Annotated in this window: 17 protein-coding genes; 9 read left to right on the top strand and 8 right to left on the bottom strand. The window is 70.6% G+C overall.

What is annotated here, in order from left to right; all coding sequences use genetic code 11:
* Positions 1–85: 85 nt before the first annotated feature.
* The 7 genes from NR810_RS34890 to aroF are packed head-to-tail and all read right to left on the bottom strand — an operon-like array spanning position 86 to position 6,876.
* Positions 86–1,354, bottom strand: a complete 1,269-nt coding sequence (locus tag NR810_RS34890; protein WP_257458837.1) for a 3-phosphoshikimate 1-carboxyvinyltransferase — start codon at positions 1,352–1,354, stop codon at positions 86–88.
* Positions 1,351–2,421, bottom strand: a complete 1,071-nt coding sequence (locus tag NR810_RS34885) for a 3-dehydroquinate synthase (protein ID WP_257458835.1) — start codon at positions 2,419–2,421, stop codon at positions 1,351–1,353. Before NR810_RS34885 ends, NR810_RS34890 begins: the two co-directional genes overlap by 4 nt.
* Positions 2,418–3,437 carry a chorismate synthase gene (gene aroC, locus NR810_RS34880; protein ID WP_257458834.1) on the bottom strand — a complete coding sequence of 340 codons (1,020 nt, stop codon included), beginning with the start codon at positions 3,435–3,437 and terminating at the stop codon, positions 2,418–2,420. The genes NR810_RS34885 and aroC overlap by 4 nt, the downstream gene beginning before the upstream one ends.
* Positions 3,434–4,711 (bottom strand): shikimate dehydrogenase, encoded by a 1,278-nt coding sequence (locus NR810_RS34875; protein ID WP_257458833.1) that lies wholly within the window; start codon positions 4,709–4,711, stop codon positions 3,434–3,436. The genes aroC and NR810_RS34875 overlap by 4 nt, the downstream gene beginning before the upstream one ends.
* Positions 4,708–5,313, bottom strand: a complete 606-nt coding sequence (locus NR810_RS34870; protein WP_257458832.1) for a shikimate kinase — start codon at positions 5,311–5,313, stop codon at positions 4,708–4,710. Before NR810_RS34870 ends, NR810_RS34875 begins: the two co-directional genes overlap by 4 nt.
* Positions 5,294–5,983 carry a bifunctional demethylmenaquinone methyltransferase/2-methoxy-6-polyprenyl-1,4-benzoquinol methylase UbiE gene (ubiE, locus tag NR810_RS34865; protein WP_257458831.1) on the bottom strand — a complete coding sequence of 230 codons (690 nt, stop codon included), beginning with the start codon at positions 5,981–5,983 and terminating at the stop codon, positions 5,294–5,296. Before ubiE ends, NR810_RS34870 begins: the two co-directional genes overlap by 20 nt.
* Positions 5,980–6,876: a 3-deoxy-7-phosphoheptulonate synthase gene (gene aroF / locus NR810_RS34860; RefSeq protein ID WP_257458830.1), complete on the bottom strand. Its 897-nt coding sequence runs from the start codon at positions 6,874–6,876 to the stop codon at positions 5,980–5,982. Before aroF ends, ubiE begins: the two co-directional genes overlap by 4 nt.
* A 132-nt stretch (positions 6,877–7,008) precedes the next feature.
* Here aroF and NR810_RS34855 point away from each other — a divergent pair, with 132 nt between their 5' ends.
* From NR810_RS34855 to menE, 6 genes are read left to right on the top strand one after another with little or no spacing between them, the layout of a single operon-like run.
* Complete coding sequence (locus tag NR810_RS34855) at positions 7,009–8,310, top strand: isochorismate synthase (protein WP_257458828.1); 1,302 nt, start codon at positions 7,009–7,011, stop codon at positions 8,308–8,310.
* Entirely contained in the window at positions 8,303–10,072 is a 1,770-nt protein-coding gene (gene menD / locus NR810_RS34850) for a 2-succinyl-5-enolpyruvyl-6-hydroxy-3-cyclohexene-1-carboxylic-acid synthase (protein WP_257458827.1), read from the top strand. Before NR810_RS34855 ends, menD begins: the two co-directional genes overlap by 8 nt.
* On the top strand, positions 10,063–10,923 hold the full coding sequence (gene menH / locus NR810_RS34845) for a 2-succinyl-6-hydroxy-2,4-cyclohexadiene-1-carboxylate synthase (protein WP_257458825.1): 861 nt from the start codon (positions 10,063–10,065) through the stop codon (positions 10,921–10,923). Before menD ends, menH begins: the two co-directional genes overlap by 10 nt.
* Before the next feature lie 21 nt (positions 10,924–10,944).
* On the top strand, positions 10,945–11,856 hold the full coding sequence (locus NR810_RS34840) for a 1,4-dihydroxy-2-naphthoate polyprenyltransferase (RefSeq protein ID WP_257458824.1): 912 nt from the start codon (positions 10,945–10,947) through the stop codon (positions 11,854–11,856).
* A 4-nt stretch (positions 11,857–11,860) separates the two neighbouring features.
* Positions 11,861–12,940, top strand: coding sequence for an o-succinylbenzoate synthase (gene menC / locus NR810_RS34835; protein ID WP_257458823.1), 1,080 nt, complete (start codon positions 11,861–11,863; stop codon positions 12,938–12,940).
* Positions 12,937–14,379 (top strand): o-succinylbenzoate--CoA ligase, encoded by a 1,443-nt coding sequence (gene menE, locus NR810_RS34830; protein WP_257458822.1) that lies wholly within the window; start codon positions 12,937–12,939, stop codon positions 14,377–14,379. The genes menC and menE overlap by 4 nt, the downstream gene beginning before the upstream one ends.
* A 1-nt stretch (position 14,380) precedes the next feature.
* Here menE and NR810_RS34825 read toward each other — a convergent pair whose 3' ends face one another.
* Positions 14,381–14,737: an STAS/SEC14 domain-containing protein gene (locus NR810_RS34825; RefSeq protein ID WP_257458820.1), complete on the bottom strand. Its 357-nt coding sequence runs from the start codon at positions 14,735–14,737 to the stop codon at positions 14,381–14,383.
* 241 nt (positions 14,738–14,978) lie between these two features.
* Here NR810_RS34825 and NR810_RS34820 point away from each other — a divergent pair, with 241 nt between their 5' ends.
* The 3 genes from NR810_RS34820 (at position 14,979) to NR810_RS34810 (ending at position 17,182) form a co-directional block, all read left to right on the top strand.
* Positions 14,979–16,052 carry a type IV pilus twitching motility protein PilT gene (locus tag NR810_RS34820; RefSeq protein ID WP_306818781.1) on the top strand — a complete coding sequence of 358 codons (1,074 nt, stop codon included), beginning with the start codon at positions 14,979–14,981 and terminating at the stop codon, positions 16,050–16,052.
* Between the two features lie 77 nt (positions 16,053–16,129).
* Positions 16,130–16,477 (top strand): PilZ domain-containing protein, encoded by a 348-nt coding sequence (locus tag NR810_RS34815; protein WP_257458819.1) that lies wholly within the window; start codon positions 16,130–16,132, stop codon positions 16,475–16,477.
* 108 nt (positions 16,478–16,585) lie between these two features.
* Positions 16,586–17,182, top strand: a complete 597-nt coding sequence (locus NR810_RS34810; RefSeq protein ID WP_257458818.1) for a hypothetical protein — start codon at positions 16,586–16,588, stop codon at positions 17,180–17,182.
* The last annotated feature ends 1 nt before the right edge of the window (position 17,183 follow it).

The following is a 17,183-nucleotide window of genomic DNA, read 5'->3' as shown; positions in this document are numbered from 1 at the left end:
GGGACTTTTCACAGGCGGCAGAGCGCTTTCAACAAAAAAGAACCGCACCCGGGGAGGCCGCGTTTCCCCCTGGGCAACGCCCGTTTCAAGACGTGAGGCGGACTCCTGCGCGCTCCAACTGCCGCCAGAAGCCCGGGAAGCTCTTCTCCACGCATTCCGGCCCGGTGAGGGTCAGAGGCACACCGGACACCACGGAAAGAGTAGCCGCCACCATGGCCAGGCGGTGATCTTCCTTGCTGTCCATGGAGAAGTGCGACGGATGGGAGGTAGGAGGGTGGATTGTCAACGTCTCCCCCTCCAGCTGCGTGGTGCCGCCGAAAGCGTCCACCAGCGTGCGGATTCCCTCCAACCGGTCGCTTTCCTTGAGGCGCAAAACGCCCACATCCGTGAGTGTGGAGGGGCGGGGCAGCACACATGCGAGCGCTGCCAGGGTGGGCAGCAGGTCCGGGCACTCCTTGCCCGAGGCCACCAGCCCGTCCCTGGCCTTGCCCGTCATGCGCAGGGTGTTGTCGGGGCCGGCCACCGTGGTGAGGCCCGCGCGCTCCACCAGCCGCACCAGCGCCTGGTCCGGGTGGGCGCTGGAGAGGTCGGCGCGCTCCACGCTGCCCCCGGTGTGCCAGGCGATGAGCAGCAGGTAGCCCAGGGACGACCAGTCGCCCGGCATGGCCGGGGTGCGCTCGGGTGCCCGGTAGTCCGTCACTTCCAGCCGGCCCTCGGACTCCTGGACGGTGAAGCCGAAGCGGCGCAGCCAGGAGACGGTGAGCTCCAGGTAGCCCGCGCTCGTCAGCGGGCCGATGATCTCCACCCGCCACGGGCGGCGCTCGCGCAGGTAGAGGGCCGCGCACCCCAGCAGGAGGCTGGAGGCGTACTGGCTGCTCTGCGCGCCCGGCACGCGGAACACCGGCTCTCCCGTGGTGGTGGGGGCACGGATCTCCACCGGCCAGGGGTTGCCCTCCGTGAGCACCAGCCCGGAGGGGCCGAGCGCCTCGCGCAGGGAGTCGAAGAGGGCGCCATGGGGGCGCTCGCCGAGCCGGGGCGTGCCCGTCAGGCGCACGTGCGCTCCAGGGGTCACCGCGGCCTGGGTGACGAGGATGCGGAAGGGGGCTCCGCCATCCGCGCAGTTGATGTCGCGCACGGGGCCCGGAGGCAGGCGCAGGGTCTCGATGCCCCGGCGAATCACGCGCACGTCCGCGGGCAGGAACTGTTCGGGCTCCTCCTGGAGGACGGGCAGGGGCCAGGCACCGGTGAGGTGCGCCAGCACCATCGCCCGCTGCGCGTCCGACTTGGAGATGGGCGGAGTGAGGGCCGCCGGGACCAGATGGCTCGGATCGACCTGAAGCTTCGTCTTCGTCATGGGCGTTCCCCTCGGGTCCAGGCCGGCCACAGCGCTCGCCACTGCTCCGCCGACACGTCGCGCACCACCGAGGTACCCAGGTCGGTAAGCAACACCATCCGCAGCTCGCCGGCGCTCCCGGCCTTCTTGTCCGCGGCCAGCAGGGCCACCACGTCCTTGATCTTCGCGCGGGCGAGCAGCTCCGCCGTCCGCTCGCGGCCGAGCAGCCCGGGGCCCTGGTGCAGGGCGTCCTCGACCCGCCACGCCACCTCATCGGGGGTGATGCCCAGGGCGCGGCCCACGTCGAGCGCGCACAACATGCCGAGCCCCACCGCGTCCCCGTGCGACAGCTCGAAGCGCGAGACGCTCTCCAGCACGTGGCCGAAGGTGTGCCCGAAGTTGAGCACCCGCCGCAGGCCCTCGTGCTCGTAGGGATCCTTCGCGCAGACGGACTCCTTGAGGCGGCGCGCGTCCTTCACCATGCGCTCCAGCGAGGGCGCCCGGCGCGCGTAGGCGCGGAAGAGCTCGGCGTCGAGGCTGGCCACCATCTTCCAGGCCTCCAGCGAGCCCTCGCGCAGCTGCGTCTCCGAGAGGCTGGCGTAGAGCTCGGGGCAGAGCCACGCCTCCTCGGCGTAGTGGAAGACGCCCACCGGGTTCTTCACCACGCGCCCGCGCACGGTCATGTCCACCGCGCCCTTGCCGCCCAGGCTGCTGTCCACCGCGGCCAGCAGCGTGGTGGGCACCTGCACGAGCCGCACGCCGCGCTTGAGCAGGTGCGCCGCCACCGTGCTCACGTCACCGATGGTGCCGCCTCCGACGGCGAGCAGCGTGCCCGAGCGCGGCATCGACAGGCCCGCGGCCAGCACCTGCTCCAGGGCCTCGAAGGTCTTCGCGACCTCGCCGCCAGTGAGCTGGACGATGGCGCGGGGCTTGCGGGCCTGGAGGGACGGCAGCAGGGTGGGGTGCAGGCGCGCAACGCGGCGATCCACGACGGCGAGGCTGCCCTCGGGGAGGCTCGCGCACAGGCGTTTGAAGGAGCCCCACTTGTCATTCGCGGGGCGGTAGGCGCCAGGAGGAAGTGTGCTCATGCGGAGTGGGGGCGGGCGTTCAGCTGCAGGATGAGATCGGCCAGGACGACGGAGACCATGGCCTCGAGCACCGGCACGGCGCGGGGCATGATGCACGGGTCATGTCGCCCGCCCTTGGCATGGTCCGCGAGCGTGGCGGGAGGCTTGAAGAAGACGCGCAGGGCCAACGGCTCGCCATTGGCCAGACCGCCCTGGATGCCGCCGTAGGTGTCCTTCTGGGAGTGGAAGACACTGCCGGGCTGCTCGATGCGCGCCAGCAGATCCGGCGGGCCCCAGACGACGCCGGTGACGGCGCCCACGCTGCCCAGGGCATGCGCCAGCAGGGCCTTGATCTTCCCGAAGATGGGCTCGCCAAGACCCACGGGCAGGCCGTCCACGCGGACGTCGATGCTGCCGCCCAGGCTGTCACCGGCCTCCTTGGCGGCGAGGATCCGCCTGGACATCTCCTCGCGAGCCACCGGGTCCGGGCAGCGGGTGGGGTGCGCATCCACCATGGCGCGGGTGAGGCCGGGCTCGGGCACGACGGAGACGAGGTTGCCCACCTGCGACACCCAGGCGACGGTGCGGATGGAGGGGAAGGCCTGGGCGAGGTAGGCCTCGGCGACGGCGCCACCGATGACGCGGCAGAGCGTCTCGCGGCCGCTGGTGCGCCCGCCTCCCCGGTGGTCGCGGTGCTTGAAGCGCTCGCGCCAGACGGCGTCCGCGTGGCCGGGACGGTCCTCGGTCTTGAGCTTGTCGTAGTCCCCGGAGCGCTGGTTGGTGTTGCGGACGATGGCCGCCAGGGGCGTGCCGAGCGTCTTGCCCTCGAAGACACCGGAGAGGATCTCGACCTGATCGGGCTCGGCGCGGGCGGTGGTGATGGTGGACTGGCCGGGACGGCGGCGATCCAGCGCGGCCTGGATGAATTCACGCTCCAGGGGAACGCCCGCGGGGCACCCGTCGATGACGGTGCCGAGCGCGGGGCCGTGGCTCTCGCCGAAGGTGGTGATGCGGAACAAGGTGCCGAGGGTGTTCATGTTGCGGTCTCCCAGAGGGCTCGCTGCCGGCGGGCCTGGGCGATGAACCAGGCGGCGCCGAGGAGCAGCGGGCTTCCCCCGCGGCGGATGATTTCGGTGGCGATACGTCGCGCGGGTGCACCGTAGGCGATCACGGCGATGCGAGCACCCTCGAAACGAAGGGAATCGGGAGGGGTGACGCGATCGGGCCAGGTCCAGATGCCCGGGCCGGTGAGGGGCGCGGAGATTTCGGCTCGGCGGAGGAAGCGCAACTGGCAGCCGACCTCGGGGGCCACGACGCGGATGGCGGCACTGGCGCCGCCGTCACCGAGGACGAAGGCCTTGCGGGCACCGAGCCGTTCGAGGACGGTGCGAGCGCCCTCGGTGTCGGTGTTGAAGGACTCCCAGCGGTCGCGGCGGCGCACGAGGGTATTGATGGCATCGAGAGACGAGCCGGTGTGCCGTGCGAGGCGGATCTTGAAGGGGCTGGTGACGGCGAAGCCGCGGTAGTGGGGAAGGAGGGCATCCACGAGCGCCTCGACGGGAGCATCCTCGGGGATGTCGATGCGGTCGAAGGGCTGGAGGTGGATGCGGGGCGAGCGCGAGTGGGCAATCGCGGTCCCCAGAATCCCCAATCTCCCCCCCATCCCCTCTCCCCTCGGGAGAGGGACGGGGTGAGGGGACCGGGCCTCCCGGAAGGCATCCGCGAGCAACCGTTGTCCCGGAGCCGCCTTCCAGTCACCCCCGACGGCGACGTAATCGAGCACATTGCGCCGGGCGAGCACGGCGCGCACGGGAAGGGCCACGGGCCCCATCGCGAGCACGGTGACGCGCTCCGCCCCGAAACGGGCCCCCAGTCGAGCCTGGGTCTCCAACAAAGCGTCGACCCGAGCCCGGGACACCTCCCCGAGCGGCTCGACATGCTTCACCAGGGAGCCCTCCGGGAGGGTCACGTCCCACAGGCGCAGGGCCTCGTCGGTGGACAGGGGGCGCTCGGCGTGGTGCGAGGCCAGCAGCTTCCCGGGGGGCGCGGCCAGCTCGCCCGCGTGGACGACATCCCGATCCACCCACCGCGCGGCGGCCACCCACGCCGGAGGCAGGGGCGTCCCGCGCTCGGACACGAGCAGCTCCATCACTCCTGCCAGCGCCGCCGCGTCCACGGCCTCGGCGGGGTGCAGGTCCGTGCGCACCTCCAGCACTTCCGCTCCACGGCTCCGGGCCTCGGTGGCGAAGCGGAGCGCTTCGGGACCGCGGAGGGTCGGGGGGAGGGTAACGACGCGGCGGGCCGTCCTCATGGCTGACTACTCCCGGGGGAGACGAAGGCGCGGAGGAGCTCGACGAGGCTCACGGTGGGGACGCGGGCGTGGAGCACCGTGCGCTGGTGGTAGACGGAGCTGAGCTCCTCCTCCAGGGACATGCCGGGGCGCAGCCGGGGGCGGGAGGTATCGGCGAGGAGGCGCTCGCGGTAGGTCTCGAAGGAGACGGGCACGAGCAGGGTGTAACAGGGAGCGAGCGCCTCCGCGTGGTTCGAGAGGAATCCACCCCCCACGGCGACCAGGCTCCCGGGAGGCAGCTCCAGGAAGAGGGTTCGCTCGGCGGAGCGGAACGCGGTGGGATCCTCGGCGACCCAGTCGCGCAGCGAGCGGCCCGAGCGGCGCTCGAGCTCGACGTCGAGGTCCAACCCCGGCCGGCCCAGCAGGGCGCTCACCAGGGGGAGCAGCCGCGACTTGCCCGCGGCGCGGTGACCGCCGATGGCGACGGTCTGGCCCGGCGCGGGAAGCCGGCTGGGGCCGGGCCGTGCGAGCTCTTCCCGCAGCCCGGGCGCGAGCCGCGGATCCACGGCCTCGAGGATCCGCTCGACGAGCGGATGTTTCAGATCAGCGGACGGTCCCGACATAGACGTAGGATGTGCCAAACGTCATCGGGTGGGCCACTCGCTCCTTGTAGGCGCCGGCCTGATCCATCAGGGCGAGGAACCTGTCACCGGCCGGGAAGGCGGCCGAGGTGCGGGGGAGGTACTCGTAGGCGGCGCGGTTGCCGGTGAGCAGGCCACCGATGGCGGGCATGATCACCTTGCTGTACATACGGAAGAGGGCGCCGAAGAAGCCGGTGGGCTGGCCGAACTCGAGCACCACCACGCGGCCGCCGGGGCGCACCACGCGGGCCATCTCCTTGAGGCACTTCACCGGGTCATCCACGTTGCGGATGCCGAAGGCGATGGAGGCCACGTCGAAGCTGTCGTCCGCGAAGGGGAGGTCCATGGCATCGGCCACCTGGAACTCGACCTGGAGCCCCTCGCGAGCGGCCTTGGCGGGAGCGCTGTCCAGCATCTCCTTGCAGAAGTCGGTGCCCATCACGCGGCCAGAAGCGCCCACCTTGCGCTTGAAGGCCAGCGCCAGGTCTCCGGTACCGGTGGCGCAGTCGAGGACGGCGCTGCCCTCCTTTGCGCCGCTGAGCCGCACGGCCGTGCGCCGCCACAGCCGGTGGATGCCGAACGACAGGACCTCGTTCGTCACGTCGTAGCGCGTGGCGATGGAGGAGAACATCTGACGGACTTCGGTGCTCATCGAGCCCCCGCGACATGGGCCGGGATTTCCGGCCTCCAAAGGTGACGGTCCACGGCGTGTAGCACACCCGGCAGCCGCCGCATCAATTGTTGGAAACGCTCCGGTGTGAGGGCCTGCTGCCCGTCGCACAGGGCCTGCTCGGGCCTCGGATGCACTTCAATGATCAGCCCGTCCGCGCCCGCCGCCGCCGCCGCCAGCGCCATGGGCTGGATGAGCTCCGGCACGCCCGTGGCGTGCGACGGGTCCACGATGACCGGCAGGTGCGTGTGCTGTTTCGCCAGCGCCACCGCGGCCAGGTCCAACGTGTTGCGCATGGCCGTCTCGAAGGTCCGGATGCCGCGCTCACAGAGGATGACCTGCTCGTTGCCACCGTCCAGCAGGTACTCGGCGGCCAGCATCCACTCCTGGAACGTCGCCGCCAGGCCCCGCTTGAGCAGCACCGGCTTGCGCACCTTCCCCAGCGCGCGCAGCAGCGGGAAGTTCTGCATGTTGCGCGCGCCCACCTGGAGGATGTCCACGTGCTCCACCATGAGCGGAATCTGCGTGGCCTCCATCACCTCGCTGACGATGGGCAGCCCCGCCTTGCGCGCGGCCTCGGCCAGCACGCGCAGGCCCGGCTCTCCCATTCCCTGGAATGCGTAGGGGCTGGTGCGAGGCTTGAATACCCCACCGCGCAGCACATGGGCGCCAGCGGCGGCCACCGCGGCGGCGGTCTGCTCCGTCTGCTCCAGCCCTTCCACGGCGCACGGGCCGGCCATCACCACGAAACCGGGACCGCCGATCTCCACCCGGCCCACCCGCACGCACGTGCCCTCGGGCTTCGACGCCCGGGCCACACGGGGAGTGCTCTCCCGGGGCTTTCCTCCGCCCTCCTCACCTGGCTTGCCACTCACGGGCGCCTCCGTCCCATGTGGAGTTCACGTTGTTTTGAACCCCGTGATGCTTGTATAGCCAAACCGCCGTACAGAACAACAAGAGGTTGCTGCCTCGGCTGCTGGCAGGACCTCTTCTTATGAGGACCGCTGATGACGACGCTCGGACCCGTTGAGGGAGGCCGCTGGGTGGCGGGGGTGATGCCCCTGGCCGCGGTGGATCCGCTCGCGGGTGCGGAGGTGTTGGGAGAGCCTTCCGTGTACTGGGAGCGTCCGCTCGCACGGGAGGCGGTGGCGGGGTGGGGCGAGGCGTCGGCGGTGGAGGCCGGGAGCGCCGCGCAGGCCCAGGCGGTGTTGAAGGCGATCTCCGCGCCGGATTCCATGCGGTGGCTGGGCGAGGCGCCGTCCGCGTTGCCGGGCCCCTGGTTCGGCGGCATGCGCTTCTCGGCGGTGGGCGGGGACGAGGGCTGGGTGCCGTTCGGCTTCGGCCGGTGGACGCTGCCGGAGGTGGTGGTGTGGCGCGAGGGCACGGGCCTGCTCGCGGCGGCCTTCGCGCACGAGGGCCCCGGGGCCGAGGACGTGTTGCGCTCGCGGCTGGCGCGGGTGGGCGCGGCCTTCCCGGCCGGGTACCGTCACCCCACCGGTGGGCCCCAGAATCTGAAGCTGTCTTCGTCGCGGCCGGACTTCGAGGGGCGCGTGGTGCGCGCGGTGGAGACGATCAACGCCGGGGGTCTCCAGAAGGTGGTGATGGCGCGGGCGGTGGAGGTGGAGGGCGAGCGCGTCTTCGATCGGGTGGACGTGCTGGCCCGGCTGCGCGAGCAGAACCCGCGCTGCGCCACCTTCCTCTTCCGGGCGCCGGACGGGACGGCCTTCCTGGGAGCCACGCCGGAGACGCTGTGCCGGGTGGAGGGGCGCCGGTTGGAGACGGAGGCGCTCGCGGGCTCCGCTCCGCCCGCGCAGGCCGGCTCGCTGGAGGCGAGCGACAAGGACCGGCGCGAGCACGAGACGGTGGTGCGCTACATCCTCAAGGCGCTCAAGCCGCTGGCCGAGCGCGTCGAGGCGGACGCGGAGCCGGCGCTGCTCCCGTTGAGGAACGTGGTGCACCTGCGCACGGGCATCCGCGCCGAGCTGCGCGAGGGGGTGGGGGTGGCCGAGCTGGTGGCGGCGCTGCACCCCACACCAGCGGTGGGTGGAACGCCGCGGGAGCACGCACTGGAGTTCCTGCTCGAGCACGAGGCGCTGGATCGCGGCTGGTACGCGGGACCGGTTGGCTGGGTAGGACTCGGGCGGGCGCATCAGATGGTGGCGCTGCGCTCGGCGCGGGTAAAGGAATCAAAGGCACGACTCTTCGTGGGTGCTGGTATCGTGGCGGGCTCAAGCGCCGAATCGGAATGGCGCGAGACGGAGATGAAGAGCCTGGCCATGCTCAGGGCCCTCGGAGGAGGACATGTCTGACGCCAACTTGAACCAGCTCTGGGCGCGGGCGGTGTTGGAGGAGCTGGTTCGCGGAGGCGTGCGGCACGCGGTGGTCTGCCCGGGCTCGCGTTCCTCTCCCCTGGCGCTCGCGTGTGTGAGGACCCAGGGGCTTCGGACCTGGTCCGTCATCGACGAGCGCAGCGCGGGCTTCTTCGCCCTGGGGCTGGCCAAGCAGTCGCGTGCGCCCGCGGTGCTGGTGGCCACGAGCGGAACGGCGGGCGCGCACTTCTACCCGGCGGTGATCGAAGCGGCCATGTCGCAGGTGCCGCTGGTGGTGCTGACTGCGGACCGGCCGTTGGAGCTGCAAGGGTGGGGCGCGCCACAGACGGTGCCCCAGGGGAGGTTCTTCGGGGAGTTCGCGCGGCTGTTCGCGGACGTGGGGCTGCCGGAGGCGAGCGACGCGGCGCTGGTGCACCTGCGCGCCACGGTGGCGCGGGCCGTGAGCCAGGCCTCGCGGGCCCCGAGGGGCACGGTGCACCTCAACATGCAGTTCCGCGAGCCGCTCGCGCCCACGGCGGAGGACTTCGACGCGGAGCACCTCTCCGCGCTGGCCCGGGAGGGGCGGAAGGGGGCGCCGCTCACGCGCATCGTTCCGCCGACGCGCCAGCCGGACCCCCAGGTGCTGGAGCAGGTGCGTGCCCGGGTGGCGGACGTCGAGCGCGGCGTCATCGTCTGCGGCCCCCGGGACGAGAACGACGGTTTCGCGGAGGCGATCGCCTCGCTGGCCGAGGCCACGGGCTATCCGGTGCTGGCCGAGGCCACCTCGCAGGCGCGCTATGGCGGCGGCCCGGCCACGGTGTCGCTCTATGACGCGATGCTGCGGCACGAGCCCTTCGCCAAGGCGCACCGGCCGGAGCTGGTGCTGCGCTTCGGCGGGGGCCTGACGCCCAAGGGGCCGCAGGCGTGGATCGACGGCTCGGGCGCGGAGGTGGTGCTCTTCAGCGACGAGGGAGGGCTCTTCGATCCGGCCCACCGGGCGTCACGGGTGGTGGAGGGCTCGGCGGTGGCGGCCTGCGAGGCGCTGGGCAAGGGGCTCTCGCGGGGCCTGGGCCCGTGGGCGCGCAGCTTCCTGTGGGCCGAGCAGTGGACGCGGGCGGCGCTGGAGTCGGCGTTCTCGGAGGATCCCTCGCTCACGGAGATGCGGATCGCGCACGACGTGGTGGCGGCGCTGCCGGACGGGGCGAACCTCTTCGTGTCCAGCAGCATGCCCATCCGCGACGTGGACGCCTTCGCGCCGTCGATGGGCCGGCGGCTCCGGGTGCTGGCCAACCGGGGCGCCAACGGCATCGATGGAATCATCTCGAGCGCACTGGGGGTGGCCGCGGTCTCGGCGCGTCCCACGGTGCTGCTCACGGGCGACCTGGCCTTCCTGCACGACGTGGGCGGGCTGCTCACGGCGCGGCGGAGCGGGGTGCCCCTGACGGTGGTGGTGGTGAACAACGACGGGGGAGGCATCTTCTCCTTCCTTCCCATCGCGCAGGCCGAGGCGGCCCAGAAGCACTACGAGCCGTTGTGGGGCACGCCGCATGGCGTGGACCTGTCGCACGCGGCCGCGCTCTACCAGACGCGCTTCAAGCGCCCGGACTCGCCGGCGGCCCTGAGGGCGGCGGTGGCCGAGGGGCTCAAGGGCGGCCTGCACCTCATCGAGGTGAAGGTGGCGGAGCGCACGAAGAACGTGGATCTGCACCGGCAGCTCTTCGCGAGGATGGCTGTCTCACTGGGAGAAGGCCCATGGCTCTGAAGCTGGCGTACGAGACCTGGGGAGAGGGCAAATACCCGCTCCTCCTCCTGCACGGATTCACGGGGAATCGCTCCTCGTTCGATCACCTGCGTCCGCTGCTGAGCGAGCAGGTGCGGGCCATCGCGGTGGATCTGCCGGGCCATGGAGAGACGCCGCTGCCCTCGAGGACGGGGCGGGACGGCTTCCTGGAGACGGTGGAGGCGTTGTTCGGAGTGCTGGACGAGCTGAAGGTGCCGACGGCGAACCTGCTGGGGTATTCGCAGGGAGCGCGGTTCGCGCTGGCCGCGGCGCTGACGAAGCCCGAGCGCTTCGGGCGGCTGATCATGGAGAGCGGCTCGCCCGGGTTGCACCGGCGCCAGGAGCGGACGGAGCGGAGGGCGAAGGACGCGAACCTGGCGACCTTCATCCGGCAGAAGGGCGTGGAGGCGTTCGTGGCGCATTGGGAGTCGCAGCCGATCTTCGCGGGGCTGCGCAACCTGCCCGCCGAGCAGCAGGAGGTGCTGCGGTCCCGGCGGCGCGCGTGCACGGTGGAGGGGCTGGTGGGGGCGCTGGAGTGCCTGGGTCTGGGCGTGCAGCCGGACTACTGGCCGGAGCTGCAGCGCCAGCGGCTGCCGACGCTGCTGCTGACGGGGGCGTTGGACGAGAAGTTCACGCAGATCGCTCGGCGGATGGCGGCGGAGCTGCCGGTGGTGTGGAGGCGCACGTTCGAGGGGAGCAGCCATGCTCCGCATCTGGAGGCGCCGGAGGAGTACGCCAGCGAGGTGGTGTCCTTCCTGCGGACTCCCTGGTACGAAGCGCCGCAGTTCGAGAATGCCGCGCCGGACAAGAGCGCGGCCGGGGGCCAGGGCTAGCTCCCGGGAACGAGTCATCCCATGAACGCGATTGCACCCGTGGTGGAGGCACCTCGCCCCACCTTGAAGACGTGGTTGATGGCGGCGCGGCCGAAGACGCTGACGGCGGCGCTGGTGCCGGTGATGGTGGGGACGGCGCTGGCGTACGGACTGGGCGTGGGCCGCTGGCTGCCGGCATTGGCGGCGCTGGTGGGCGCGATGCTGATCCAGATCGGCACGAACCTGACGAACGACTATTACGACTTCAAGAAGGGGGCGGACACGGAGGAGCGGCTGGGGCCGAAGCGGGTGACGCAGAGCGGGCTGATCGCGCCGGGGACGGTGCTGGCGAGTGCGCTGCTGTGCTTCGGGCTGGCGGTGGTGACGGGCATCTACCTGGTGGTGGTGGGAGGGTGGCCGATCGTGGCGATCGGGCTGGCGTCGGTGCTCGCGGGGTACGCGTACACGGGAGGCCCGTTCCCGCTGGCGTACAACGGATTGGGAGACGTGTTCGTCTTCGTGTTCTTCGGGTTGGTGGCGGTGCCGGGGACGTTCTACGTGCAGGCGCTGACGGTGAGCCCGGCGGCGTGGTGGGCGGCGATTCCGGTGGGGGCGATCGGTACGGCGCTGCTGGTGGTGAACAACCTGCGGGACGAGACGACGGACACGAAGGCGGGCAAGAGGACGCTGGTGGTGCGGTTGGGGTCGACGGCGGGCAAGGCGGAGTACGTGGTGCTGCTGATGGCGGCCTACGCGACGCCGGTGGCGATGTGGGCCCTGGGGCTGGCGAGCCCGTGGGTGTTGCTGGCGCTGCTGAGCGTGCCGGTGGCGGTGGCGCCGTTGAAGCTGGTGATGGGGGAGAAGGGGGCGGCATTGAACCCGGCGCTGGGAGGGACGGCGAGACTGCAACTGGTGTTCGGGGTGCTGTTCTCGGTGGGCCTGCTGCTGAGGTGAGCCGATGCGCATCACGGAGGCATCCATCCAGCGGTTGAAGCTGGAGATGGTGCACCCGCTGAAGACGGCGAGAGGCACGTACGAAGCGCGAGAAGGCTTCGTGGTGAGCCTGAGGGACGAGGAGGGGCGTGTCGGTCAAGGCGAGGCGATGCCGTTGAGGGAGTTCGGCACGGAATCAGCAATCGAGTGCGAACAAGCCCTGGAGCAGTACCTGTCGAACCTGAGCCGTGGATTGAACCCGTGTATGCCCCCTCTCCCTCTGGGAGAGGGTTGGGGTGAGGGTCTACACGCGAACACCCCCGCGGCCAGACACGCAATCGAGCAAGCGCTCCTGGATCTCCAATCCCAGCGCGAGGGAATCCCGCTGAGCCACCTGCTGAGCGCCGAGGCGCGAGGAGAGGTGCAGGTCAACGCGCTGCTTGGGGCGCAGGGAGCGGAAGCGCTCGCGGAGGAAGCGAGACGAGCGGTGGCGGAGGGCTACACGACGCTGAAGGTGAAGGTAGCGGGTCGCCCGCTGGATGAAGACGCGGCGAGACTGTCCGCGGTACGCGAAGCGGTCGGTCCAGACATCCGACTGCGAGTGGACGCGAACGGAGGCTGGAAGGAACCGGAGGCGCTGCTAGCGCTGGAGTCCCTGAGCGGCTACGGGCTCGAGCTGTGCGAGCAGCCGGTGGCGGCGGAAGATCCCGATGCACTGTTCCGGCTGTGCGAGCGCGCCCCGTGCCCGCTGGCGGCGGACGAGTCGCTGGCGTTCCCGGAGCTCCTCCAGAAGCTCCTGACCCACCCGCGAACGGTGGGAATCCTGGTGCTCAAGCCGATGGTGTTGGGGGGCCTGTTACCGACGCTCGCGGTGGCACGAGAGGCAGCGAGAAGAGGCATGGACGCATACGTGACGAGCTCACTGGACGGGGTGATCGCCCGAGCGGGAGCGGCCCACGTGGCGGCGGCGCTGCCGTCGGGGAGGTACGCGTCGGGGCTCGGGGTGGGGCACCTCTTCAAGAACGAGCCAGAGAACCACCCATTCCGTCCGGTGCGAGGCCGCATCACCCTTCCGAGGAAGCCGGGCCTGGGGGTGAGCGGATGAAGTGGACGTGTCCCATCCGAGCGGGTGCCGAGCGGCATCCAGAGGCGCTGGCGCTCACCTTCGCGGGAGAACGGTGGACGTATCGAGAGCTGGACGCGGGGATAGGCCGGTGGGTATCCGCGCTCCAGTCACGAGGCGTGAAAGCAGGGGAGCGGGTGGCACTGCTGGCGACGAACCACGCGGCGGTGGCACACCTCTTCTTCGCACTCGGGAGACTGGGCGGGGTGCTGGCGCCGCTCAACGCGAGGCTCACCCGGGCGGAGCTCCAGCCTCTGGTCGAGGACGTGGCCCCGAGGCTCACACTGGCGCTCGGTGCGCTCGCGGAGCGCCTTCCGGGGGCGGAGCCGCTGGAGTCCTTCGCCGACACGGCACACTCCGCCTCACCCGACGACCTGCCCCTCGGGACGAAGACACCGCGGGTCATCCTCTTCACCTCGGGGACGACGGGCCGGCCGAAGGGGGCGATCCTGACGGAGGGGAACTTCCGGGCCTCGGCGAGGGGCTCGGAGGGGAACCTGGGGGCGTACCCGGGGCCGCGCTGGCTGGGGACGCTGCCGCTCTTCCACGTGGGGGGCCTGGCGATGCTGACGCGCACGGCATACGACGGGGGATGCCTCGTCCTGCGGGAGCGCTTCGAGGCGGAGGACACGAACCGGGCCATCGACGAGGAGGGCGTCACCCACGCGAGCTTCGTGGCGACGACACTGGAGCGCGTGCTGGACGCGCGGAAGGACCGGCCGGTGCCGGCCACGTTCCGGCTGGCGCTGATCGGCGGAGGGCCTGTACCGGCGCCGCTGCTGGCGCGAGCGCGGGCGGCGGGGATCCTGGCGCTCCAGACGTACGGCCTTACGGAGGCCTGCTCGCAGGTGACGACGGAGCACCCGGACGAATCGGACGGGCGTACGGCGGGCCGGCCGCTGCCGGGGATGGAGGTCCGCATCGTGAGCCCCGAGGGCGAGGTCCTGGGTCCGGGGAGGGAAGGGGACATCGAGGTCCGCGGTCCGACGGTGATGGCGGGCTACCTGAACCGGCCGGAGGCCACGCGCGAGGCGCTGAGGGACGGGTGGCTGAGGACGAAGGACATGGGGATGCTGGACGAGCGGGGGCGCCTCACGGTGCTGTCGAGGCGGACGGACCTGATCGTCCGGGGCGGGGAGAACATCTATCCGGCGGAGCTGGAGGCGGTCCTTGCCTCGCACCCGGCGGTGCAGGAGGCGGCGGTGGTGGGAGTCCCGGACGCGCGCTGGGGCGAGATTCCCGTGGCCTTCGTGGCGATGCGCGGCGGGGCCTCACTGCCGGAGGACCTGGGGGCGTGGTGCCGGGAGTCCCTCGCGGGCTTCAAGGTGCCGGCCCGCTTCCTGGCCATCGAGACCTTGCCCCGCAACGCCATGGGCAAGCTGGAGCGGACGGTGCTGCGCGAGCGGGCGCTGTCGGCCTGACTCAGACCCTGTCGAGCGCGTCTTCGCTCTCGAGCCATTGCCGGGCGGCCTGCTCGTTGTCGAAGCGGCGGAGGATGCGGTCCATGCCGCTGGCGCGCGCGACACGGTTGAGCTGGAGCGAGGCGAGCTCACTGCCGACGAGCTCGGCGATGCGCTTCATGCCCGCCTGCATGGCGGCCTGCTGGCCCTGGCGGAGGATCTCCGTCGCCTCGAGCGAGGCGGCGCGGAACTGGCGCAGGTCCGCGAGGGATTTCACGACCCGCCCCTGGGCCGCGAGGTCGCGGATGGCTTCCACGGACTGCTCGACGAACTGCCGCATCTCGTCCGGGCGGATGCTCCCTTCCAGGGTGACTTCCACGACTGCCCGAGACCTGTCGACCTTGACTTGGAACAGGGTGAATCTCTCCTCGACCGAGCCTGGCTGGTGGGGAGGCTCCTATCCCGATCCACTAACGCGTACCAGCGGCGGCCAGTGTGACGGAACGGTGAAACCCGGGGAAGGGTCCGAGGGGGAGGGCGGGTAGGGCGCCCTGGCAGGTTCTTGGCCCGGGTGGGGGGCTTTCGCCTAGAATCCGCCACCGGCGAGAGAGGTCATCCCCCTGGATCAGGCAACGCTCAACAAGCTGCTCACGGTCGGCGTGCAGAATGGCGCCTCGGACATCCACTTCCGGCCCGGCGATCCCCCCATCTATCGGGTCAACGGGGTGCTGCGGCCACTGAAGATGGAGAAGCTGCATCCGGACCACACCCGGCAGGTGGCGCTCCACATCGTTCAGGATCCGCTGACGAAGACCCAGATCGACAGCCTGCAGGAGTACGACACCTCCTATGGCCTGCCGGGGGTGGCGCGGTTCCGGGTGAACATCTACCGGCAGCGGGGCACGCTGGCCTGCATCCTGCGCATCATCCCGGACGAGATCCCCACCATCGACGGGCTGGGGCTGCCGCAGGTGCTCAAGACGATCGCCGGCAATGATCGCGGCCTGGTGCTGGTGACGGGGGCCACGGGCTCGGGCAAGAGCTCGACGCTCGCGGCGATGATCGACCACATCAACCGCTCCGAGAACCTGCACATCCTCACCATCGAGGACCCGGTCGAGTTCATCTACAAGAACATCAAGTCCTCCATCTCCCAGCGGGAGATCGGCCCGGACACGGAGAACTTCGCCATCGCGCTGCGCGCCGCGCTGCGTCAGGACCCGGACGTCATCCTGGTGGGCGAGATGCGCGACACGGAGACGATCGACATCGCGCTCAAGGCGTCGGAGACGGGCCACCTGGTGCTGTCCACGGTGCACACGACGGACGCCTCGAGGACCATCAACCGCCTGGTGTCGGTGTTCCCGGCCGAGGAGCAGGCGATGGTGCGCATGCGCCTGGCCGACAGCCTGCGCGCCACCGTCTCGCAGCGGCTGCTGCCGAAGGCGGACGGCAAGGGGCGCACGGTGGCGCTGGAGATCATGGTCCAGACCAAGTCGGTGGAGCAGTACATCCGCGAGGACCGGACGAGCGAGCTCAAGGACGTCATCGAGAAGGGCCGGGACATGTTCGGCATGCAGTCCTTCGATCAGCACCTGAGCCAGCTCTACCGCCAGGGCGTCATCTCCCTGGAGACGGCGCAGAGCGCGGCGACCAACCCCGCGGATTTCCAGCGAGCGCTCGAGTTCGAGTGAGTGGGCCCCCCTGGCTGGACGTCACGCGGTGGGAATGGGCTAGGATGCCAGGATTGCCCCTCGTCCCAGGAGAATGCATGTCCTCCGAACAGGAGCGGCGCCGCTTCCGGCGCTACCCCTTGCGGCTGCGCGCCCTTCTCCGGTTCGGCTCCGAGGAGGTGGAAGCGGAGGTCATCAATGCCTCCGTGGGCGGCTGCCTGCTGAGGACCCACCTGCGGGTGCAGGCGGGAGATGTCATCGAGGTGAGCATCCCGGACATGCAGGTGCCCCCGACGTCCATGGTGGTGGTGCGCAGTGCCGCCACGGATGACTCGGGCCACATGGTGGCCACCTGTTTCGAGTCCCCGGTGACGGACGAGTCCACCCTGGCCGAGCATTCGAGCGAAACAGCGGCTCCTTCCTCCAAACCCACGCGACCCAACTAGAGGTATCAGACACGGCATCCGCGGACGTGGCCGCGCGTTTGGTGTCTTCACTACGATGTGCTGGAATTCCCTCCCTTTCTCTCCCCCCGAGTAGGACCCTCCTCGACCATGTGGAACCAAGAGAATCTCAAGAACATTGACGTGCTGGGCAGCAACCTGGAGTGCATCAAGGATGGCTTCGCGGCCTTCACCCTGCTCGCGAGCCGGATCCTCCTGGATGAGCGTCTGGGGACCGAAGGCAAGGACGGGATGGTCACCTTCGAGAAGAATCGCTGGTATTCGCTCAACCAGTTCCTGCGGGCCTTCGAGCGCATCGGCAAGGAGTTCGGTGTCTACACGCTGAAGCAGGCGGGGATGTCCATTCCCAAGAACGCCGTGTTCCCCCCTTCCGTGGTGGACATCGACTCGGGCATCCGGTCGATCGACGTCGCCTACCACATGAATCACGGCATCAAGGGCCAGGCCCTGTTCTCGCCCCAGACCGGGGAGATGCGTGAGGGCATCGGTCACTACGGCTACGAGCGCATGCCGACCAAGAAGCTCATCGTCAGCCGGTGCGACGGGCCGTATCCGTGCGCCTTCGACGAGGGCATCCTGACCGCGATGGCGCAGCGCTTCGAGACCTCCGCCACGGTGGTGCACTCGCCCAACGGATGCCGCTCGCGCGGGGCCGAGAGCTGCACCTACAACATCTCCTGGCGGTAAC

Origin of the sequence: Archangium lipolyticum, assembly GCF_024623785.1 — a bacterium.
GTDB lineage: Bacteria > Myxococcota > Myxococcia > Myxococcales > Myxococcaceae > Archangium > Archangium lipolyticum.
This window is presented reverse-complemented; position numbering and strand designations above follow the sequence as displayed.